Below are 20,906 nucleotides of genomic sequence, written 5' to 3' on the forward strand. Positions count from 1 at the left end.
TGGGATAGCTAATCCCTACCACTACCCCGTGGTGTAATCGGTAACACTGCAGGTTTTGATCCTGCCATTCTAGGTTCAAGTCCTAGCGGGGTAGCTTGCCGCTTGCGACCTAGCCGCAAGCGGCTTTTTTAATGCCTGCTCAGTTCTGAATTCCAATGTTTGATTCCCACGAAGCCCGCTTTGCCGTTTCTGCAGTTCGCGAAGCAGCCCAGATCGCTCGCCGAGTCCAAAATGAGCTCGTCGTTGAGGCGATCTCCAAAGACGACAAATCACCTGTGACCGTTGCTGACTTTGCCTCGCAAGCGGTCGTCGCCAAAAGGCTTTCCGACGCATTGCCCGGTGAAGTCCTCATTGGCGAAGAGTCTGCCGCGGCTCTACGGACTCCTGAGGGCAGGGCGACGCTGGAGCAAATCACTCACTTCGTCCGACACGCCATTCCCGACGCAACGCCTGAGCAGGTTTGCGACTGGATCGATCTTGGCGCTGTTGAAACACCGCCGCCTCGTTATTGGACGCTCGACCCAGTTGATGGAACGAAAGGCTTCCTCCGCGGCGACCAGTACGCCGTCGCCTTTGCTCAGGTCAACGACGGGAAAGTACAGATTGGTGTTCTTGGATGCCCAGAGCTGGAGGAAGCGAATCGGCCCTCCAAGGGTGGCGAAGGCTGCGTATTGCTTGCTGTCCGAGGGCAGGGCACCGCGATGCAACCGCTCAATCAAACAAACGGCGCAGAGTGGTCGAAGCTCGCGGTCAGTGACCATGGCGACCAGGCGGACGCTCGCCTACTTTGTTCTGTCGAAAAGGCTCACACGGACACCGGCGGAATCGGGCTTCTCGTCAAGACGTTGGCGATCACCGCAGACCCAGTGCCGATGGACAGTCAAGCCAAGTATGCTGTGCTGGCCTCAGGAGCGGGCGACGTGAACTTGCGACTTATCTCGCCGAAGATGCCAGACTACAAGGAAAAGGTCTGGGACCAAGCGGCAGGCTCACTCGTTGTTGAAGAGGCAGGCGGACGAGTGACTGATCTGGATGGCCAGCCGCTCGATTTCTCTCAGGGGCGAACTCTGGCCTCAAATCGCGGAGTTCTGGCGACGAACGGAAAGCTCCACGAGGCACTGCTTGCGGGCCTGAAAGAGATTGGTGCTTAGTCCTGCCTCCGGATTGACCCTTCTTCAGCCCCACGATACATTGAGGGGCTACCCCGAAAGCGATCGGCCCGCCTTGGGGGCTTTCAGTTCCAACAAGGCCGAACCCACACGAACGTCGGACGCCCAACGCTCTTCCCAAGAGCCGACGGACTTAGCCGGTGTGCCTAAGGAGTTTCCATGTCATCTGAATTAGTCAAACAGCTCGTTGAGTCGGGCGTCCACTTCGGTCACCGCAGCAGCCGGTGGAACCCGAAGATGCGACCCTACATTTACGCCCGTCGCAACCTCATTCACATCATCGATGTCCGCGAAACGATTCGCGGCCTTCTGCGAGCTAAGAAGTATCTGGCCGACGTCGCCTCGCGAAACAGCCTGATCCTGTTTGTAGGCACCAAGCGACAGGCTCGCGACAGCATTCAAAAGGCGGCAGAAAAGTGCGGCATGCCTTACGTGGCTGATCGTTGGCTCGGCGGCACGTTGACCAACTTCCGTACGATTCGCGATCGTCTTGGTCGATTGGAAGAGCTGGAAGCAACGCTCGAAGGCGAAGCAATCAACAGCTACTCCAAGAAGATGCAGTCCACGCTGAATCGCGAGTATCGCAAGATCTATCGCAACCTCAACGGCATGCGAACAATGACCCGCTTGCCGGAATGCCTCGTCGTGATTGATCCGAAGAAGGAAAAGAACGCGGTCAAAGAGGCTCGCAAGCTAGGCATCGCCACCGTGGCGTTGACGGATACCGATTGCGACCCCGACATGGTCGATCTGCCGATTCCCGGCAACGACGACAGCATGCGATCGATTGAACTCGTCCTCAGCATGCTTTCCGATGCCATCGCTGGCGGCAAGGTCGACGCTGACATCGCTAGCCAACAACAAGCTGAAGGCAAAGACGTAAAGCCGGCCCCGGCTCCAGCTGCCGAAGAGAAGGCCGCAGGAGAGCCAGCGACGGCTTAGTGCCTATCCCAATATCCCCTCTCCCGCTTGCGGGAGAGGGCTAGGGTGAGGGCAGGAAAAATGTTTTGGGATAGGCACTTAGGTCCCAAGACTGAAAACTTAAAACTGAACACTGATAACTGAAAACTAAGAATTTGGAGCATTGAGATCGATGGCCGAGATCACCGCGGCAATGGTTAAGAAACTGCGTGACGAGACGCAGTTGCCCATGATGGAATGTAAGAAAGCACTCAACGAGAGCGGCGGCGACATGGAAGCCGCCAAGCAGGCACTTCGTGAAGCGGGCAAGAAGTTCATGGGTAAGAGACAAGATCGCACGACCGAAGAAGGGCGCATTGGCGTCTACGCTTCAGTCGATGGCGGTGTTGGCGCGATCGTTGAACTTCAATGTGAGTCGGCCCCTGTCGCCGGCAACGAGGAGTTCATTCAACTCGCCAACGACCTCGCCCAACAACTAGCCACCGGGCCGGGTGCTTCAGCCCCCGAAGAGCTTTGGAGCCAGCCTTCCCCAAGCCAATCGGGCAAGACGCTCGAAGACCACCGCGATGAGATCCAGAACAAGATCCGCGAAGTCTTCCGCCTCGCTCGTATGGAGCGAATCGACGCTTCCTGCGGCGGTTTCGTGCACATGGCGAAGATCGGCGTACTCGTTCAAGTGGAAGGCGGCAACGACGAGTTGGCAAAGGATGTTGCCCTGCACGTCGCCGCGATGAATCCCAAGGCGGCGACCAAGGAGGAACTCGACCCAGCGGCAGTCGAAGCCGAGCGTGAGCTACAAAAAGAACGTGCTCGCGGCGAAGGCAAGCCCGAAAACATCATCGAGAAGATGATCGAGGGTCGGATGCGTAATTACTACGCGGAGAACGTGCTCGAAGAGCAAGCCTTCGTGAAGGATGAGAGTACAACCGTCGGGAAGCACGCCTCAGGCGGCGGCATGAAAATCGTCAAGTTCCTCCGTTGGGAACTGGGCGAGACCTCGAAAGAGGAAGAAGCCGAGCCTGCCGCCGCGGCTAGCTAGAGCCGACGCCAACTAGTATTTTCAAAGCCCTATGCCAGTCACTTCTGGCGTAGGGCTTTTTCATTAGGCCTTCTCTTCTCGTCGGTCGTCGATCAGAATTACTCGCGTTGGAAGAATTCCCCCTAGCCGCGACCAAACTTGGTCGCCGGAGCTTCTAGGTGGGACCCGGTGACCGCGAAGAAATCAAAAACTGCGGTCGCGGCTATTCAGCCCCTCAAAGACGCAACCCCATGCCCGACGCCACGCCTCCCGGCCCCTACAAGCGAGTGATCCTCAAACTCTCTGGCGAGAGCTTTGCCAAGAAGGGTGAGCGGGGGATCGACATGGAAGAGGTCGTCCACATCGCGACGCAGACATTTCGTGCGAAAGAGTTGGGCGTCGAAATTGCCATCGTGATCGGTGGCGGCAATATTCTTCGCGGTGCTCAGTTCACCGCTGGCAATAGCAGCATCCACGAGGCAACCGCTCACTACATGGGAATGCTCGCTACGGTGATCAATGGGCTCGCACTGCAAGATGCCTTGGAATCGGTCGGCTGTGAGACGCGACTCATGAGCGCGATCAAAATGGACGGCGTCGCCGAGCCCTTTATCCGCCGTCGGGCTAAGCGTCACCTTGAGAAAGGGCGCATCGTCATACTTGCCGGCGGAACGGGAGCGCCCTTTGTGACGACCGATACCGCAGCCGCCCAGAAGGCTCTCGAATTGGAAGCAGACATCCTTCTCAAAGCGACCCGCGTCGACGGTGTCTACACGGCTGACCCTGAAAAGGATGACAGTGCGACGCTCTACAAGGATTTGAAGTACGCCGATGTTCAGCAGCAAAACCTACGCGTGATGGACCCCACGGCGATCGCCCACTGCATGGAACACAACCTGCCGATCATGGTGTTCAACTACCGCGAAGATGGCAACATCGAACGAGCCGTCCGTGGTGAAACGCTCGGGACGCGAGTAACGAGCTAAATCGCAACTGTTACCACAATGATTTTGAACCACAGAGGGCACGGAGCTCACGGAGAGGTGATTAGAATTGAGTGCTAGCTAAGGCCGGAAGAACTCAACTAGCAATTGATTCCGGGAGCCATTCTTTTCGAAGTAACGAATTGCAAGCAGAAGAATAGAGCCAGCTAAAAACCAAACTTGAATAGATTTAGGTATGCAAACTTATTGCACGGCATGAAGATTAAGAAGCGGACAAACTACCCTCCGTGTTCTCCGTGCCCTCTGTGGTTCAAAAAAGGAACTCAAGCAAAGGACTCCATCATGAGCCCCGATGAAATTCTCCTCGACTCCGAAGATCGCATGGAAAAGGCGATCGTTAAATTCAAGAACGACCTCACTGGTATCCGCACCGGCCGTGCGAATCCCGGTTTGGTGGATTCCTTACGCGTGGATGTTTATGGTTCGCCGACGCCGATCAAGCAGATTGCTTCAGTCAGTGCCCCCGAACCGCAACAACTGGTGATTCGCCCGTTTGATCCTTCGACGATCAAGGATATCGAGAAAGGCATCATCGCCAGCGATTTGGGGCTAGCCCCGAACAACGATGGCAAGGTGATTCGACTGAATATCCCGGCCCTTAGCACCGAGGTCCGCAAGAGCATGGTCAGCCGCACCAAGGAACTGGCCGAGGAAACACGCATCTCGATCCGCAACATCCGTCGCGACGGCAACAAGCACGCTGATCAAGCGGAAAAGGATAAGGAACTAAACGAGGACGACTGCAAGAAGCTCAAGGAAGAGATTCAAGAGTTGACCAAGAAGTTTGAGACCCAAGTCAACGACGCGGCGAAGGCGAAAGAAGCCGAGGTGATGGACGAGTAGTTTAGTTTTCAGTTGCCAGTGTTCAGTTTTCAGTGTGTTTGTATTGCTGAAAACTGACAACTGAACACTGAGAACTTGCAAACTGCTAGCACTCAGCAAACCTCTCTTGCAGATTTTACAATCGGGGCTCTATACTCTTCGCCCGACCCCGTTTTTAGGTTTCTTCGGAGACGTTTTCTCCGAGAACCACGCGACTCAAGGAATGAGCTCGCGTCGACCCAACTTTCCGCGTGTTTATGGAGAAACACACGATGAGTCTTTCGTCCCCGCAGACTGAAGTCGCAGTCAATCCCGTTTGGAAACGCCGTCTGGCGATGCTCGCCAGCCTTGGCGGAATCCTTGGCCTCGCCCTCTTGGTACGGACCACTGACGGCAACAAGCCTGTCGAAGCGGCACAGCGAGTCGCGCCTCCGGCCAGTAGTGCTTCAACTGAACAGGCACCGACCAAGCCGCAGCCTCCGCAGCATGACGTGATGGCGATCGTTAATGGCCAGGATATCAGCCGCAAGGAGCTCACCGACGAATGTGTCCAACGGCACGGAAAGAAGGTTCTTGAGAGCCTTGTCAACAAGCAGTTGATCATGAATCACTGCCAAAAGCGGAATATCACGGTCACCAGTGCGGAGATTGCCGCCGAAGTTGATCGCATGGCGAGTCGTTTCCAACTTGGCCGCGAGCAATGGCTAGCCATGTTGGAAAAAGAGCGTGGTGTCTCAGCTCAGGAGTACGCACGCGACATCGTGTGGCCAACCCTTGCCCTCCGCAAGCTTGCCGCGAAAGATCTGACGGTCACTGAAGAAGAAAAGAAACTCGCTTACGAACGCGAGTATGGTGAGAAGGTCAGTGCTCGCTTGATTGCCGTTCGCGATGCGAATCTCGCACGCAAGATTCACAAGCAGGTGACAGCAGATCCTGAGTCGTTCGCTCGTTTGGCGATCGAAAACTCCGTTGACATCAACAGTGCCAGCATCGGCGGGCTCATCCAACCGATTGCTCGTCACGTGGGTGACAAGTCGATTGAGAACGAAGCATTTGCATTGAGAGAGGGTCAAGTTTCTTCGATCATCCAAGTCGCTGATCAGTTCGTGATCCTGAAATGCGAAGGGCGGATTCCGGCTCGCAAAGTGACGGAGAAGGAATTCGAGTCGCGCGTCGTTGAACGCATCAAGGACGAGAAGCTTCGCGAGGTTGCCTCGGGACTTTTCGCTCAGTTGCAAAAAGCAGCGACGGTTCAAAACGTCTACAACGACCCCAAATTGCGTGAGCAGATGCCCGGCGTAGTGGCGACTGTCAATGGTGACCGCATCACCATGAAGCAGCTCGGCGCCGAGTGTCTCATGCGTCATGGTGAAGAGGTCGTTGAAGGTTTGATTTCGCGGACGATGCTCACCCAGCATCTCAATCGCGAAGGAATCAAGGTGACTCAAGCAGATATCAAAGCGGAGACTCGTCATGCGGCTGAACTGGCTGGCGTGGTGAACGACGCCGGCGAAGCGGATCTTGCCAAGTGGGTCGAACTGGTGACCAAACAGCAGGGACTCACCGAAGAGCAGTACTTCCGCGACAGCGTCTGGCCTTCTGCCGCACTGAAGAAGCTCACCGAGAAGGAAATCCAGGTTACCCAGGAAGACATTCGTAAGGGTTACGAAGCCAACTACGGCGAGCGAGTCCGCTGCCGTGCGATTGTCATGGGCAATATGCGACGTGCTCAAGAAGTTTGGGACAAGGCTCGTCAAAACCAATCGCTCGAGTACTTCGGCGACCTGGCACAAGAGTACTCCATTGAGCCCACGAGCAAAGCGTTGCGTGGCGAGGTTCCACCGATTCAGAAGAATGGCGGGCAGCCTGATCTCGAAGAGGTTGCTTTCGATCTGGCACCCGGGCAACTCTCGGGCATCGTTCAGCTCGGCGACAAGTATGTGATCTTACGGTGCGAAGGCCGGACTGAGCGGATCGAAGTCGACGAAGCGAAAGTCCGCGAGATTCTGCATCGCGACATCTACGAGAAAAAGCTGCGGATCGCCATGAGCAAAAAGTTCGAGCAAATCCACGACAACTCGCGGATCGACAACTACTTGGCCGCCACCAGCACTTCACCGCAAGCGAAGGGCCAGGAAGCGAAAGGCCAGCAGGCGAAGGTGCATCGCGACACGGCCGTCAAGCAGACTAGCTCACGGTTCTAAAGTGGACTTCCGCACTCATGAGAAATACCTAGCCCCTGGCGCAAGCCAGGGGTTTTTTCGTTGTCAGCTTCCCTACTTCGCTGAACCTTTGGCGGCTACAATAAGTCTTACGAGAGCACGCGGAGCAAGCTCCGCGGCTAACTGCCCACTCTAATCCCACGCCAGAGGCGTGGGCTACGAAAATGTCTGATGCGTTCCAAGTTGAAGTTGCCCAGCGTGTGAATCGTTTGCCGCCCTATTTGTTTGGGCGGATCAACAAGATGATTTACGATAAACGCGTCGCCGGGGACGATGTGATCGAACTGGGCATGGGCAACCCGAGCGACCCGCCGCAGGATATGGTCATCGAGAAACTCGTCGAGGCGGCTCGCGACCCGCGGAACCATCGCTACAGCAAGAGCAACGGCATCGCGAATCTCCGCCGCGAAGTGGGGGCGAAGTACTTCAAGAAGTATGGCGTGCATGTTGACCCTGAGGATGAGATCATCACCTGCCTAGGCAGCAAGGAGGGCTTCTCGCACATGTGCCTCGCACTAATGGGGCCCGGCGACACGGCGATCGTCCCTGCCCCCTATTTCCCCGTGCACGTTTACGCGGTGGCACTGGCTTCAGGGAATGTCATATCGCTGGACGTTGCCAACAGCGACAAGTTTCTTTCCGACATTGCTTACACGTGTGAGACGCTTTACCCGAAGCCGAAGCTGCTGATCCTGTGCTATCCCCACAACCCTTCGAGCGTGGTGGTCGAGCAGGAGTTTTATGACGAGGTCGTCAAACTCGCCAAGAAGTACAACCTGATGGTAATCTCCGACTTCGCTTACGCAGACGTGGCTTTTGATGGCTACCAGCCGCCTAGTTTTCTGGCGAGCGAAGGTGCCAAGGAAGTCGGCGTCGAGTTCACGACGATGAGCAAAGGCTACAACATGGCCGGCTGGCGGGTTGGTTTTTGTGCAGGTAATCGTCAGATGATTAACGCCTTGGGGACGATCAAAGGCTACTACGACTATGGCATGTTCCAGGCGATCCAAATCTCTGCAATCGTCGCCCTCCGTCACACCGATGCCGCCGTCGAAGAACAATCAAAGATCTACCAGAGCCGTCGCGATGCCCTGTGTGACGGCCTCGTTCGGCTCGGCTGGGAAGACGCCCGGCCCAAGGCCGGCATGTTCGTCTGGCAGCCCATCCCTGAGCCGTGGCGGTCGAAGATGAGCACGATGGATTTCGCCATGATGCTGCTCGAAAAGGGAAACGTCGCCGTCAGCCCCGGCAGCGGCTTCGGCCCCGCGGGCGAAGGCTTCCTGCGAATGAGCCTCGTCGAGAACGAGGAACGCCTCCGTCAAGCGGTGCGACAGATCAAGGCGTGCTTGAAAGACGTAGGCAGCGAGCAGGCAGTGGGGAGTGCCTAGTGGTGCCTTAGTTACTAGGCGATCTGCTCGCGGAGATCGTATTTCTCAATTTTTCTAGCGAGCCGTTTCCGATCGATTCCCAGCATGCGTGCTGCTGCGCTTTGATTGAAGAAGGTCTCCTTGAGCGTTTTCTTGATGTGTTCCTCTTCAACCCGATCAAGTGTTTTCCACTGGGCGTCAGGGACTTTGGAATCGGTTGGCTCCGTGGGTGATGCCGTCTCGTTGGTGGTAGGACTCGGCTTGAGAAGCTTGCGAATCTCGCTGCTCGTGATCTCTGAGGATCTCGAAGCTAGCGCAACACGCTCCATGAGATTCTGCAGTTCGCGAACGTTGCCGGGCCATTCGTACAGCTCAAGGGCTTTGATTGCTTCGGTCGACAGTGATCGACGCGGCAGACCGTTCTCGACACAAGCTTTATTGAGCATGTGTGAGGCGAGCGGTGCGATGTCTTCAGGCCGCTCTTGGAGAGCGAGCGTCGGGATCTCGATGACGTTCAGACGATAGTAGAGATCAAGGCGAAATCGCCCGGCCGCCACCTCTTTCTCGAGGTCGCGATTAGTGGCAGCGACAATACGGGTATCAATCGCAACGGGCTGATGACTGCCGACGGGCGTTACTTCTCGGTCTTGCAGCACGCGAAGCAATTTGGCTTGAAGGTCGAGGTCCAGCTCGCCAATTTCGTCAAGGAAAAGAGTTCCGCCCTCTGCGGCTCGAAAACAGCCGAGGGACTCGTAATCGGCACCCGTGAAAGCCCCCTTGAGGTGCCCGAACAATTGGCTGTCAAAAAGAGTATGCGGTATCGCAGCACAGTTGACTGGTACAAACGGGCCCTCGGAGCGTGGGCTTTGCTCGTGCAGCGCTCGCGCAATCAGTTCCTTACCAGTGCCGCTGGGGCCTGAGATCAGCACGGTTGCCCGGAAAGGGGCTGCTTCCGCAATGGTTTGGTGGGTAGCCACACGCCAGGGAGAATCCCCAATAAGTGGTCTATTGTCGGTAAAAATCACTAGCAGGCCCAGAGAACGGCATGGCGGGGGGGCCTTGGAAAGTTGTTACATACGGCCCACCGTAGATTAGGCAGAGTACAGAAGTATTGAAAGCATTTTTCTGCGCGAAAAACTCTTCTTATTTTACCCAAAGATCCCAAGTGTAAGTCTGCTAAGCGGTTAGCGGGCTCAGTTTTGTGATTGGCGCAACGAAAAAGTGTGGGGCGGCCGTCGCCTACCCCACACTCGGCTTCCCACGCCAGATTATCTGCATAGGAGGTTTAGCGACGGCGGCGGGTCACCATCGCTAGACTGCCGAGCCCCAAAAGGGCGAGGCTCGTGGGCTCGGGTATTGCTTGGAAGTCGAACGTCTCGTTATATCCACCAGGGACACTGAGCGAGACTTTGTCGAAGTAGCCAACCTGGCCTTGGTTGAATGTCCCTACGCCGACGCTGATTCCAACAACTTGAGCGTTCGGAAAGTCGGCAGGATCGTTCGCCGCGAAAAGCGAAGCCCATTCTCCCAGTGAGCGAATCGGAGGACCGCCAGCGGTATTCGCTTCACCGAAACCGCCGGTCCACCACCAGCCACCGGTTCCCGTCCCGTCGGTCGAGCCAGTTGTGCTGTCGATTGAGACGCTTTGCCAGGCGTCAGCCGGTACGATCGAAGAACCGCCGCTTGGCTGGTTCCAGGTTGGCTCGTACACAAGCGTGCCGAAATTGTCACCAGTACCACCGGCAGCAAACAGGGTAAGCTTGATCGATGGGGCCGCTGAGGCATTCCCGCTTGCGACTGTTTGCTTGTAATAGTCGTAGCCAATCTGCCCGGTCGTAAGCACGTCCGCTGCCAGGCCGAAGTTGCCGAACGTTCCGACTTCCGCTTTATCGCCATTATTAAAATCAGTGGTGAGCAGGGCGGCTCCGGTTGGCAGGGGTTGGTTCGTTTCCAGGTCTCCGCCCAGGCCCGTCAGATCAGGGATGCTGGCCGTTCCTGCTCCTCGCATATCTGAAAGGTACCATTCGCCGGGCGTGGTGGTGACGGGCAGGGGAAGGAACTCTCGGATGACCGCGGCATTAGCTACGGAAGAGGTGAGTAGTGCGAGAGTCAAAATGGCTAGTAGGTTGCGTTTCATGAGTCTAATACTCCTCGGTTAAGTGCCGAGCCAGCAGGCATGGGAGGCGTGTTGATCGGCTCGTTTGAAGGGGGAGAGTCTTGTGCTTCAATTAGAGAGAAAGTGTCCACGGCTGAGGCTCGACAGCCTCAGCCGTGAACCAAGAGTTACGCACGACGTCGGCGGCCACATGCCACGCCGAGAAGGGCCAACCCGCCCAGGGCGAAGGTGGCTGGCTCGGGGACGGCATTCACGATGATCGAGCTACTGGCAACGGCAACGGAACCATCGAAGGCCGTCAGTGAGATCGTGTATTCGCCGTTGACGGTTGGATCGAAGCCAGCGATGAACCAGTGAGGTTTCCACGAGTTCTGGGCAACATTGTTGTTGGCGATCAGCGTCGCATAGTCTCCTGCGTTGGCCGCAATGCTGTCGGTGGCAGAGGTCGTGCTGTTGTCACCGATCGAGTGGTCCCAGAGCACTGCCCCTGTTCCGGGGTTGAAGCCGTTGATCGGATCGAAAGTAATCAACGACGTGCCAGGGCCTGGGTCGGAGTCGAGCGACAGTTCGTAAGTCAGATCGTCCAGGTCGTAGCTTGAAGTGCCGTCCGCGTTGCTGTTAACGGACCACTCGAACGACCACTCAGCAGTAGGAAACGATTGCGTCGGGGCGACACCGCTCTTGAAGGTGTAAGTTCCATCGCCATTGCTGTTGAAAGTGTTTTCTGGGGCACCAACCGCGTTGTGGCGGAGCTTTGCCCGGAGGCCCAATTCAACACCGTTATCGGTATCAACGGTAAAGCCTCCATTAGCATTGCCAGAGCCGAAGATTACGTCGGGAGTGACGTTCTGATCGAACGAGGTGACCGCTGAGGCGGAGCCTCCGAGAGCAACGGCAATAACTGCGGAGAGAACAAGTTTGGTAAGTTTCTTAGTCATGAGTCTTTTTCCTGCGGTCTAAGGCCGCTGTTAGGATGGTGTGGGAAGATCAATACTTGAATAATCAGAAGTAATGGCAATCGCCTGTAAGCCCTTGCCTATCTGAGGGCTACTGCTTGCGGCGACGACCGAGGGCAAGCCCGCATACGCCAAGTCCGGCCAACGCAAGGGCTGTAGGCTCAGGGATAACTGAGAGTGTGTGCCCATCGACGTTGATGCCGCCGGAAACGCTGATGTCAGTGAACCAGCCATAGCGGTTGCCTCCAACCTCCGTGGCGATGACATCGGAACCATCGTTGCGAGTTTCCGTGAAGAGCAACGCTCCGCCGGAATCACGAAGATTGAGGTCGACGGCCAAGGTTCCGTCACCTGCGTCGCGAAAGACGTGCTCTAGCGTGTACCATCCTGTTGTGAGAATGGAATAATTGTCGATAGTTTCTAAGTCTTCTCGTGGAGCAAAGTTTGTGTTGTTGCTTCCGCCGACAAGAAGATCTCCTGACGAAGTGTCTTTTGTGACATGGAAGACGAAGTCACGTTGATGATCACCGTCAGACCCGTTCGCAGCGACGGAGTAGTCAAAGCCTTCACCGTTAGCCCAATTTGTATCGAGGTAGACATCGATCGACGCGGTAAAGCCTCCCGTCCAGGTGTCGCGATAACCGTCGAAACGAGTAAATGGCCCAGTGCCTCCCGCATCGTCTGCAAAAAGCCCGTGGAAAGAACCTTCATTGGATGCAATGCCACCCGTTCCCGAGGGGACACGTGACGCGTCACCAAAACCTGCGAAATCATCATCGTCTAGCCACCCCGCGGTGTCGGTTTCGAAGCCTTGTGACCAAACTTCAATCGCGTTGGCTTCTGTGCTGTTTGCTACAGCCACCAAGATGGCACAGCTGACAGCTAGTTTCAGGATTTGAATTGGTTGTTTCTTCATGAGACTAATTCTCCTTCTGGCGTAGTAATTACAGACCGTACCCGTGGGAAGGTGCGGGCTGAGGGAATCGGAGTCGCTCGATAGGGCAACTTCGAACAAGAAAGTGTGAGAATAGCTGCCGCAGTCGAGTTGGGGTGCGACTGCGGCAGCCAAGACTTTTTTCTGGCGTGCGACAAGCCTCCCTTTGGGCCTGGGGTGTTTGTCGCAAGAACTCTTTAGGCACGCCTGGTGTTGGGAATCGGATTGCGTGCCAAGGTCTCGCCGTCGCGAAACCGTTTGTGTGAGGGGATCATTCCATAGGCACTTCTCCTGTTACTGAAGTTGAGGGGTGGGGGGAATCGGGGATCATGTTCGTTGGCAGCCGTGGCTGGCAGAGTTCCGCCAACCAGCCGGGCTGAAGTGGTTTGCAAAAGTAAAGAGTGGCACCTGAGCAACGCGCCTTGATTTCGTTCTCAGGAGCGTAGCGATCGCTGATCACATAGCCTGGAACGCCAGGCCAACGATCAACAAGCATCGACCGCAACTCGAAGCCTGACAGGTCAGGAAGATCAGCGTTGACGATGAAGCAGAGCGGTGCCGCATAGCGCGGAATGCGAAGTGCCTCGGTCGCCGTGTTGAAGACTTGCAGCTTGACATCGCCGTCGCTCATTCCGGAGTCAACTTGTTCATACTGGCTCGCATCGCGATCGATGACGTAGATTGCAGAGTAGCGAAGCGGTGTGACGCTCGTGGCTTGGAAGGAATCGCTTGGGTGATTCATTCGACCTTCAAGCGAGTCGCTGGTGATCGTGTTGTTGTGTAAGTAAACCATGACGCTGCTATTTCTTTTCCGCCTTTGTTGTTTCATGTTCCCGCCGATGCTGACGATCAGGGAACTTGCATGAGAGAAAAGCGAAGCGTGTGCCAAACTTTGTGTTCGTAGTGAGCCGAAGTGCGTAAGTACCGTGCTTCGCGACGTTTGTGTCGAAAGAAAGTTAAGCAACGGCTTTTATCAGAGACCGCGACGAGAAAAACGCATGGGATGTTTCATCCCGGAGCGGGGCGGAACGACCCAGTGCTGATTGGGCCGTTTCGGGGCGCTGATGTCATCCGATGAGCATCCACTTAGCCGCGAGCTAACAGCTCGCCGGGAAATTACTCGCTACGTTGCCTTGCCGAAGTACTCCGGCAGCCTGTTAGGCTGCGGCTGGCTACTCTTTCTTCGGCGGAGACGTCGCTCCGCGGCTCTTTGAGCGATCGCTATTCCGAAATCTGCTTGACACGCCGCAACTGGTGTTATACAACAGTATTCACTTGAGCTTTGTCCTTTGTTTCAAGGCATTTGCCATGTTTCTACGAATCGAAAAAGGCTCGGCGGTGCCGATCTCGCAGCAGATTGAGCAGCAGATCGCTACCCGATGTGCGGCAGGCTCGCTGCGGCCCGGGGAGCGGCTGCCGTCGGTGCGGGAACTGGCTCGCGACCTGAGCGTGAATCAAAACACAGTGCTTCGCGTGTACGAACGGTTGGTCCGCGACTCGATCCTGGAAATGCGGCAAGGGCAGGGCACTTTCGTCGCGGCGGATGCTCAGGCAAAGGCCGCCTCGGGGCATCGCGAACGACTCGTCGAAGAGCTCCGCCAACTCGCCCGTCAGGCGTTGGGTCTGGGGCTCTCGGATGAAGAGCTTCACGAACTGTTGCGGCAAGCTCTTGAGCAAGTCCGCACCTCGAATCACGCCCCTCTTACGACCGCGGAGAATCCGTCATGAATGAACCTACCGTAAGTGAAGCAACCACCGACAGCCGATTCGCCATTGAGTTGCAAGGCATCACCAAGTCGTTCCGCAAGAAGTCAGTCCTTACGGGTGAGTCCTTCCAAGTTGAACGCGGCAAGACGTTTGCATTTCTAGGGCGTAACGGTGCGGGCAAAACGACGACCATTCGGATGCTGCTCGGCTTGCTGAAACATGATAGCGGCACGATGCGGGTGCTGGACTACGATCCGGCAACGCAGCCTTTGGAAGTCCGCCAACGCGTCGGTTACTTGGCCGAAGACCAACAAATGTACGGCTGGATGACCGTCAATGAAATCCTGGGTTTCATCGCCCCGTTCTATACCGCCTGGGATCACGACCTGGCGTTGAAGTACGTCCGCGAGTTCGATCTGCCGCTGTCGCAGAAAATCAAGACGCTTTCCAAGGGACAGAACGTGCGGCTCGGTTTGGTGTTGGCACTGGCCCATCGACCAGAGCTGGTCATCCTCGACGATCCCGCGTTGGGCCTCGACCCGGTCATGCGGCGGCAATTCAATCGCGATCTGATTTCGCATCTGCAAGGCGAAGGGCGGACGGTTTTCTACAGTTCGCACTTGCTGTACGAGGTTGAACCGGTCGCCGACGAAGTAGCCATCCTGCACGAGGGCCGCATCCTCCGGCAGGCGGATACCGAAACGCTTCGCCGCGACGTGAAGCAGTTCGTGCTCCGCAACGAGTTACTCCCGCGGGTGCGGGATGAGTTCGCACTGCTCGATGCTGAGTCCCACGGCGAGGAAACGGCGGTCACTGTGGAAAACGCCGCCGCGGTGACGGCGCTGCTGGAGCGAGAGGGTATTGAGCATCGCCGTGTGGATTTGAACCTGGATGAAATCTTCGGGGCGTACGTGGCGGGACGGCCGCAGTTGAATGGGGCAACGCCTGAAGCACGAGAAGCCGTGACCCACTATCCGTAGGGAACATTGGAGAACCACCATGAACACTTGGCGATCTCTACTTTTGAAAGAATGGCGTGAGCAACGTGCCGTGGGTCTGGCGATTCTGGCGGTGTTGGTTTTGGTTCCGCTGCTTACTTCCCTCGCAGACTGGGGCGGCCTGCATTTTGGTATTTACTTCACGACGATCCTGACGATGCCAATGTTCGCCGTATTCGTAGGCATGGGAATCGCCTCGGGCGAACATTCTCGGGGCACGATTCACTTTCTACGAGCCTTGCCTGCTACGACACGCAGAGCGGCAACGGTGAAATTGATCGCTGGCCTGTTCACGCTCTGGGTTCCCATCCTCGTTGTGACCGCGATCTATGCGGTATTGATCGAGTTTGAGCTGGAGCCGAATAGCAAGTTCGACGATTTTGGCTTTGCAAGAGCATGGGGGATCGCGAGCACCATTGTCTCGATTGGAGTTGCAAGCCTGCTGCTCGCCTCCAGCATACTGATATGGACGGTTGCAGCCGGAGCAAATCGCAAGGACGAAATCAGTGCAGGTGCGATGGCCATCGTTACCATCGTGGCTGCTTACGGGACACTCTTGGGGTTTCTTTGGTTGCTCACGAAGGTATACTCCGATCCAAGCTACATGCAACGTAATAGTTGGTTGCATCCATTGATTGCAGGTCTTCCGGGAATGTGTGCATTTACGAGTGACCCCAACGGAGCAACGAGCCTGGGCGGAGAATCGTGGTTTGGGTATTTTGCTCCCTATCTAATCGTCGCGCTGCTTAGTCATGCCCTCTTGATAGGAGTCTTCGTCGAAAGGTACGGGCGTGAATCTAATAGAGTTTGGACCTTACCCCTGCAACGGCCCGAGAACAAGCAGCTTGACTGGCTTTCTCCGCCGCAGCGGTCAGCTTTCAGAGCCGTTGTGTGGAAGGCTCTTCGAGAGGTTTCACCGCTTCTGCTCGCAGGAATCGTCATCACCCTGGGAATCGCCTTGATCGTTCAGATCAGCCAACCAACGATCGATTGGAGAGATGTCACCTTTGGGCTGTGGGGTTACATTGGCGGTTTCGTGTCAATCGCGTTAGGAATTGGCGTATTTCGCGAGGACCTAGAGCCCGGCTTACATAACTTCTGGCGTTCACGACCCGCCTCGGTAGGCGGTTGGTACTGGACTAAGTTCGGTTTGGCGACCGGTTTGCTCATTATGTTAGGCGTTGCCATAGGGTGGCTAGGCGTCGAATATCGCTTGGATCGAGCGGAGCGAATCCCTTTGGACGATTTTGACGGCTGGAAACAACTATTTTGGGCATGGGGGCCGTCAGCCGGGGTGATTCTGTTTCACGCCGGTCTCTATGTCGGAGCAGCACTGCTGATGATTCTCGTTCGCCGCCCCATCTTTGCCGCCGTGATGGACGTGGGATTGCTGGCCGGCCTCGCATTCGCTTCCGAATACGTGTTCCGCTGGATCGGCCCCACAGAGGCGAACGCCGTCCTCATCGGCATCCCACTGGTCCTGCTCTGCATGGCAGGAGCAGCGATTCTCGCGGGGCACGCGTTCAAGAAGAACTGGAGCCTTGAGAGTTGGCTGGGCTGAGAGTTTTCAGTTGCCAGGGTTCAGTTTTCAGTACTCGCGTGCTAACGGAACTCAAAAAGCTCAACATCAAAGACCGAAAACTGAACACTTCAAACTGAAAACTCCATCGAAAAAGGGCCTCTGCTCGCCAAAGCAAAGGCCCTTCATTCGGGAATATTCGCTGACCGAACCGTTGTTCCCGTTGCCGCGAACGGCTTGTGGGAAAGCAACCCTTGTCGGAGACCCTCAGCGGTACTTGTTGCATCGGTTGTTCACGCCGAAGGCTTGAGAGGTTCGAGGCGAGAGGCCAGAGGCGAGTGACTCACAAAGACGTTAGGGGTTGTGTGAACGACACTCTCTGAGAAAATCTAAACATTAAATGCTCACCCCCAGCCTCTCACCTCTCGCCCCTTACCAATGATCGCTAAACTCGCACTTGAAGATGGAACTGTTTACACCGGCACGTCGATTGGTGCCGAAGGGGAAGTGGACGGTGAGGTCTGCTTCAATACGTCGATGACTGGGTATCAGGAAATCCTCACGGACCCGAGCTATCGTGGCCAGATCGTCACGATGACCTACCCGCAGATCGGCAACTATGGCGTCAACGAGGAAGACCTGGAGAGCGAGAAGCCGCATCTGGCCGGGTTTATCGTGCGAGAGCATAGCCGCGTGGCGAGCAACTTCCGCAGTGAAGGGTCGCTGGCCGATTATCTCAAGGAGTGGGGAGTGGTGGCGATCGAGTCGATCGATACGCGGGCTCTCGTGCGGCGGATTCGCTCCGCGGGGGCGATGCGAGGCGTGCTTTCGACGACCGATCTGGATGACGAGAGCTTGGTCGCCAAGGCGAAGGCAAGCCCTGGGCTCGTGGGGCGCGATCTCGTGCAGGAAGTCACCCCTGAAATGCCTTGCGAGTGGCAGGAGCCGGTGAGCGAGTGGACTCACTTGAACGAAGAGGGGCGCGAGGCGGGAGGCGAGAAGAATATTGTCGCGCTCGACTTCGGCATGAAGTGGAACATCCCTCGCCACCTCTACAACCAAGGTTGCCAGGTGACCGTGTTGCCAGGGACTTCCTCTTCGGAAGAGGTGCTCGCACAGAAGCCCGATGGCATATTCCTATCCAATGGGCCGGGCGACCCGGAACCGCTGACGCAAGCCGTGGAGACGATTCAAGGCGTTCTCGGCAAGGCTCCCGTATTTGGGATTTGTCTCGGGCATCAACTGCTGTCGCTCGCCTGCGGAGCAAAGACCTTCAAGATGAAGTTCGGGCATCGGGGCGGCAATCAACCGGTACAACGTCTTGAAGATAGCACCGTGGAAATCACCTCGCAGAATCATGGCTTCGCGGTTGACGAAGAATCGCTGCCCGATTGCCTCGAAGTCACGCACCGCAGCTTAAACGACGGCACGATCGAGGGTGTGCGGCATAAGGAGTACGACGCCTTTAGCGTGCAATACCACCCTGAGGCCTCAGCCGGACCGCATGACAGTCACTACCTATTTGGGGAGTTTCTGGCGAAGGTGAAGGGCTAAAGAACCCCTAGCTTGCGCTAGGGGCTAGGGATCGCACAATTGAGTTCACTAACGATTAGCCCCTAGCGCAAGCTAGGGGTTGAATCTCTCACCACGCGTACACCACGCCCTCAAGCTTCACGACCACTTCGTCCTCAATTGCGAGGTAGGGCGTTGCTCGTTTGCCCAGACGCTTGGCCAGCTCGAAGTACTCGGGGCTGAAACGTTCGACCGTGGTTGCTTTCTTCTCCTCTTCTTCCGTGACCGTGGAATCGACCCACCGCTCGCCACGGCGGAAGAAGGTCTTTCTTCCGAGCGAGAAGACATTGTTGGCGATCCGTTGGCGGTTGGTTTTCGCGTCGTAGTAGACCGTGCCCCGACCGCCAGCGGCGAAGAGATCGTCGACATCTGCTTCGTCGAATTCGCCACCATATTCTCCACCGAAGCCACCTCCGCCACCTCCGTAGCCGCCATAAGCTGGTGCCGCCTTGGCGTTCTTGAAGCGGCCCTTTGCGGCACGCTGGTTCACGCCAAATTGATCGGAGACTGCTTCGAGTTCGACTAAGCTTTCTTCCGCCCGAGAGAAGTTGCCGCTGATGTCTCTCGCATCGCTGTTCTCATCCGCGAGGAACGAAGTGTAGGGCGTGAGGATGCCATGTTCGGTGGCGAGGGCAACGAGTTCGTCGATGAGTTCAGGGTTCTTGCCGTGCAAATCAATCTCGTCGATGATCTCGCCCACACGACGAGTTGCCCAAAGCTTAGCGACGAAGCTGTTCGAGTCGTCATTGCTTGCTTTGACGAGTTCCGCCGGGAACTCGATGGTCTTGGCTTCCCCAGCGAGCTTTCCGCTAAGCGAAACGCGTGCTGCACCACCGGTAAGGTAACGACCAACAATCACGGTTTGGTCACCAGCGAACAGGTCGAATCTACCGGAAGGGTACAGGCGATTGATGTTTGCGTTACTTTCATTGCTTGCCCCGTCGGTCTCGATAGTAAGCATCACGTCGGTCATGACGGGGGTGCCGATGCGGTTGTAGAGCTTGCTGACCGCGGCTTCGATGTCTTCGTTGGGACGAACGTACTCGCTTTGGCCGTGGTTTTCCGCGGAGAGCTTATCCAACAGGCGGCTATTCACGTCGTAGCCCACGCCGAATGAGAACACTCGGGCACGTGCTTGGTTTGCGGTTGCTGCGTGTTGGGCAATCTTCGCCTCGTTCTGCTCGCCAACGGTAGGCAAGCCGTCGGTGAGGAAGATGACGTAGCTCGGGCGTTGCTTGTCATTCAGCATCTCGAGTGAAGTCGTCAGAGCCCCGTCGATGTTCGTGCTACCGCCAGCGAAGAGTCCATTGACGAAGCCAAGGGCCTCATCACGCGTTGTGTTGCTGAACTTCTCTAGCTCAGGTCGGAACGTGCTGATGTTGCTGTCATAAGCGACGATGTTGAACAAGTCTCCTTCTCGCAGATTATTCAGCACGAACTTGAGAGCCTCACGTGCTTGTTCGATTTTCTTGCCACTCATACTCCCTGAGCGATCAACGACGAAGACGACCGTCTTGGGAGTGGCCTTCGCGTCGTCGGCTTGTTGAAGTTTCGGGCTGGCGAGCAGAAGGAAGTAGCCGGGTTGGTTTTCGTCAGGTTTGTAGCTGAGCAGGCTCGCCCCCACGTCGTCAGTGGCGCTGTCGAAGAACAGCCGAAAGTCAGACGAGGGGATCACGTTCTCTTGTTCGAGGGTGACCACCGCTTGCTTCTCGCCGGTGCGGTCGACCTTCACTTCGTGTGTGCCAGAGTAAATGTTGGTGAGCGAAGTCTTGCTGTTAATCGCCACGCGAATCTTCAACCTGTCCAAAGGCTTCGCCGTGTACTTGGCGGTGCTGAGCGGAAAGAGAAAATCGGTCAGCCCATGCGACGCGCGGCAAAGCTGTGTGTAGCGGAGCGTGACAGTGCGTTTTTCTCCTGGCGGGATTGGGAAGACGCTGGTTTGGAACATCCCCGTGCCGATCCATTCCAGCAGAGCCGGATCTTTGTTGCTGCGAACGATCCGCTCGTACCGTTCGCGTGCTTCATCTTTGGAAAGCAGCTCGGCCTGATACTCCTTGTTGCCCACCATCAGCGTGAGCGAATCAATCGCCCCGTCGTAAGGCAATGGGAACAAGAAGCTCGTTTCAAGTTGTGTTTTGCCTGTGTTCACGAAGGTCTGGGAAACCTGCACGGTGGCGATCTGCCCTTTGAGCGAGGCGTTGACTTCGATTGCTTCGATTTTGTAGCTCGCTGTCGGGGTCTCCGGCCTGGGGAATGGTCTAGGCAAGCGGAAGTTGGCGTCGGCGCGGGCATCGACTAGTAGGCCTTGAGCTTGGGAGATCGAAGGCAAGAGAAGCAGTGCGAGGTAGCACAACAGTGACGCAAATTGAAGATGACGCGGCATGAGGGGGCTCCTGTTCCGGGAGTGGGCGTAAGCTTTGGGGTTCAAAAAGCTCTGACGAGGGCATTTTGCAGAAAGTTCCATGAAAGTTCTCTGCGCTCCGCTGCTACGACGATCCCTTGCCCTGCCCACTGCCCCCTGCCGACTTCTTCCGCTACAATCTTGCGTTTGTCTGGAATTTTGGACGCTTACCGGAGGAAC

At 56.4% G+C, this 20,906-nt stretch carries 17 protein-coding genes and 1 tRNA gene; 12 read left to right on the plus strand and 6 right to left on the minus strand.

Annotated features, from left to right (window positions below; genetic code table 11):
• Positions 1 to 22 precede the first annotated feature (22 nt).
• From RIB44_01605 to RIB44_01640, 8 genes are all read left to right on the plus strand, one after another.
• Positions 23 to 94 (plus strand) — tRNA-Gln (locus tag RIB44_01605).
• A 61-nt stretch (positions 95 to 155) separates the two neighbouring features.
• Complete coding sequence (locus RIB44_01610; protein MEQ8615268.1) at positions 156 to 1,151, plus strand: 3'(2'),5'-bisphosphate nucleotidase; 996 nt, start codon at positions 156 to 158, stop codon at positions 1,149 to 1,151.
• A gap of 177 nt (positions 1,152 to 1,328) precedes the next feature.
• The gene (gene rpsB, locus RIB44_01615) at positions 1,329 to 2,111 is read left to right on the plus strand and encodes a 30S ribosomal protein S2 (protein MEQ8615269.1); all 783 of its coding nucleotides are present in this window, start codon (positions 1,329 to 1,331) and stop codon (positions 2,109 to 2,111) included.
• 151 nt (positions 2,112 to 2,262) lie between these two features.
• Positions 2,263 to 3,129, plus strand: a complete 867-nt coding sequence (gene tsf / locus RIB44_01620; GenBank protein ID MEQ8615270.1) for a translation elongation factor Ts — start codon at positions 2,263 to 2,265, stop codon at positions 3,127 to 3,129.
• Positions 3,130 to 3,359: 230 nt separating this feature from the next.
• A complete protein-coding gene (gene pyrH / locus RIB44_01625) occupies positions 3,360 to 4,094 on the plus strand; it encodes a UMP kinase (protein ID MEQ8615271.1) in 735 nt (244 codons plus the stop codon).
• Between the two features lie 300 nt (positions 4,095 to 4,394).
• Entirely contained in the window at positions 4,395 to 4,955 is a 561-nt protein-coding gene (gene frr, locus RIB44_01630; protein MEQ8615272.1) for a ribosome recycling factor, read from the plus strand.
• 251 nt (positions 4,956 to 5,206) lie between these two features.
• Positions 5,207 to 7,138 carry a peptidylprolyl isomerase gene (locus tag RIB44_01635; GenBank protein ID MEQ8615273.1) on the plus strand — a complete coding sequence of 644 codons (1,932 nt, stop codon included), beginning with the start codon at positions 5,207 to 5,209 and terminating at the stop codon, positions 7,136 to 7,138.
• Positions 7,139 to 7,320: 182 nt separating this feature from the next.
• A complete protein-coding gene (locus RIB44_01640; protein ID MEQ8615274.1) occupies positions 7,321 to 8,544 on the plus strand; it encodes an aminotransferase class I/II-fold pyridoxal phosphate-dependent enzyme in 1,224 nt (407 codons plus the stop codon).
• A 14-nt stretch (positions 8,545 to 8,558) separates the two neighbouring features.
• On the opposite strand, the gene RIB44_01645 is transcribed toward RIB44_01640, so the two are convergent.
• From RIB44_01645 to RIB44_01665, 5 genes are all read right to left on the minus strand, one after another.
• A complete protein-coding gene (locus RIB44_01645) occupies positions 8,559 to 9,548 on the minus strand; it encodes a sigma-54 dependent transcriptional regulator (GenBank protein ID MEQ8615275.1) in 990 nt (329 codons plus the stop codon).
• A gap of 260 nt (positions 9,549 to 9,808) precedes the next feature.
• Positions 9,809 to 10,660, minus strand: a complete 852-nt coding sequence (locus RIB44_01650; GenBank protein MEQ8615276.1) for a PEP-CTERM sorting domain-containing protein — start codon at positions 10,658 to 10,660, stop codon at positions 9,809 to 9,811.
• Between the two features lie 146 nt (positions 10,661 to 10,806).
• Positions 10,807 to 11,577 (minus strand): PEP-CTERM sorting domain-containing protein, encoded by a 771-nt coding sequence (locus RIB44_01655; protein MEQ8615277.1) that lies wholly within the window; start codon positions 11,575 to 11,577, stop codon positions 10,807 to 10,809.
• Between the two features lie 109 nt (positions 11,578 to 11,686).
• Entirely contained in the window at positions 11,687 to 12,511 is an 825-nt protein-coding gene (locus tag RIB44_01660) for a PEP-CTERM sorting domain-containing protein (GenBank protein MEQ8615278.1), read from the minus strand.
• Between the two features lie 289 nt (positions 12,512 to 12,800).
• Positions 12,801 to 13,322 carry a response regulator gene (locus RIB44_01665; GenBank protein MEQ8615279.1) on the minus strand — a complete coding sequence of 174 codons (522 nt, stop codon included), beginning with the start codon at positions 13,320 to 13,322 and terminating at the stop codon, positions 12,801 to 12,803.
• 515 nt (positions 13,323 to 13,837) lie between these two features.
• Between RIB44_01665 and RIB44_01670 the strand changes: the two genes are divergently transcribed.
• The 4 genes from RIB44_01670 (at position 13,838) to carA (ending at position 18,307) form a co-directional block, all read left to right on the plus strand.
• Positions 13,838 to 14,257, plus strand: a complete 420-nt coding sequence (locus RIB44_01670) for a GntR family transcriptional regulator (protein ID MEQ8615280.1) — start codon at positions 13,838 to 13,840, stop codon at positions 14,255 to 14,257.
• Positions 14,254 to 15,216, plus strand: a complete 963-nt coding sequence (locus RIB44_01675; protein ID MEQ8615281.1) for an ABC transporter ATP-binding protein — start codon at positions 14,254 to 14,256, stop codon at positions 15,214 to 15,216. The genes RIB44_01670 and RIB44_01675 overlap by 4 nt, the downstream gene beginning before the upstream one ends.
• A 19-nt stretch (positions 15,217 to 15,235) precedes the next feature.
• Positions 15,236 to 16,795, plus strand: coding sequence for a hypothetical protein (locus RIB44_01680; GenBank protein ID MEQ8615282.1), 1,560 nt, complete (start codon positions 15,236 to 15,238; stop codon positions 16,793 to 16,795).
• A gap of 396 nt (positions 16,796 to 17,191) precedes the next feature.
• Complete coding sequence (carA, locus tag RIB44_01685) at positions 17,192 to 18,307, plus strand: glutamine-hydrolyzing carbamoyl-phosphate synthase small subunit (protein MEQ8615283.1); 1,116 nt, start codon at positions 17,192 to 17,194, stop codon at positions 18,305 to 18,307.
• Positions 18,308 to 18,395: 88 nt separating this feature from the next.
• Here carA and RIB44_01690 read toward each other — a convergent pair whose 3' ends face one another.
• Positions 18,396 to 20,708 carry a VIT domain-containing protein gene (locus RIB44_01690; protein MEQ8615284.1) on the minus strand — a complete coding sequence of 771 codons (2,313 nt, stop codon included), beginning with the start codon at positions 20,706 to 20,708 and terminating at the stop codon, positions 18,396 to 18,398.
• Between the last annotated feature and the right edge of the window lie 198 nt (positions 20,709 to 20,906).

Source organism: Lacipirellulaceae bacterium (assembly GCA_040218535.1).
GTDB lineage: Bacteria > Planctomycetota > Planctomycetia > Pirellulales > Lacipirellulaceae > Adhaeretor.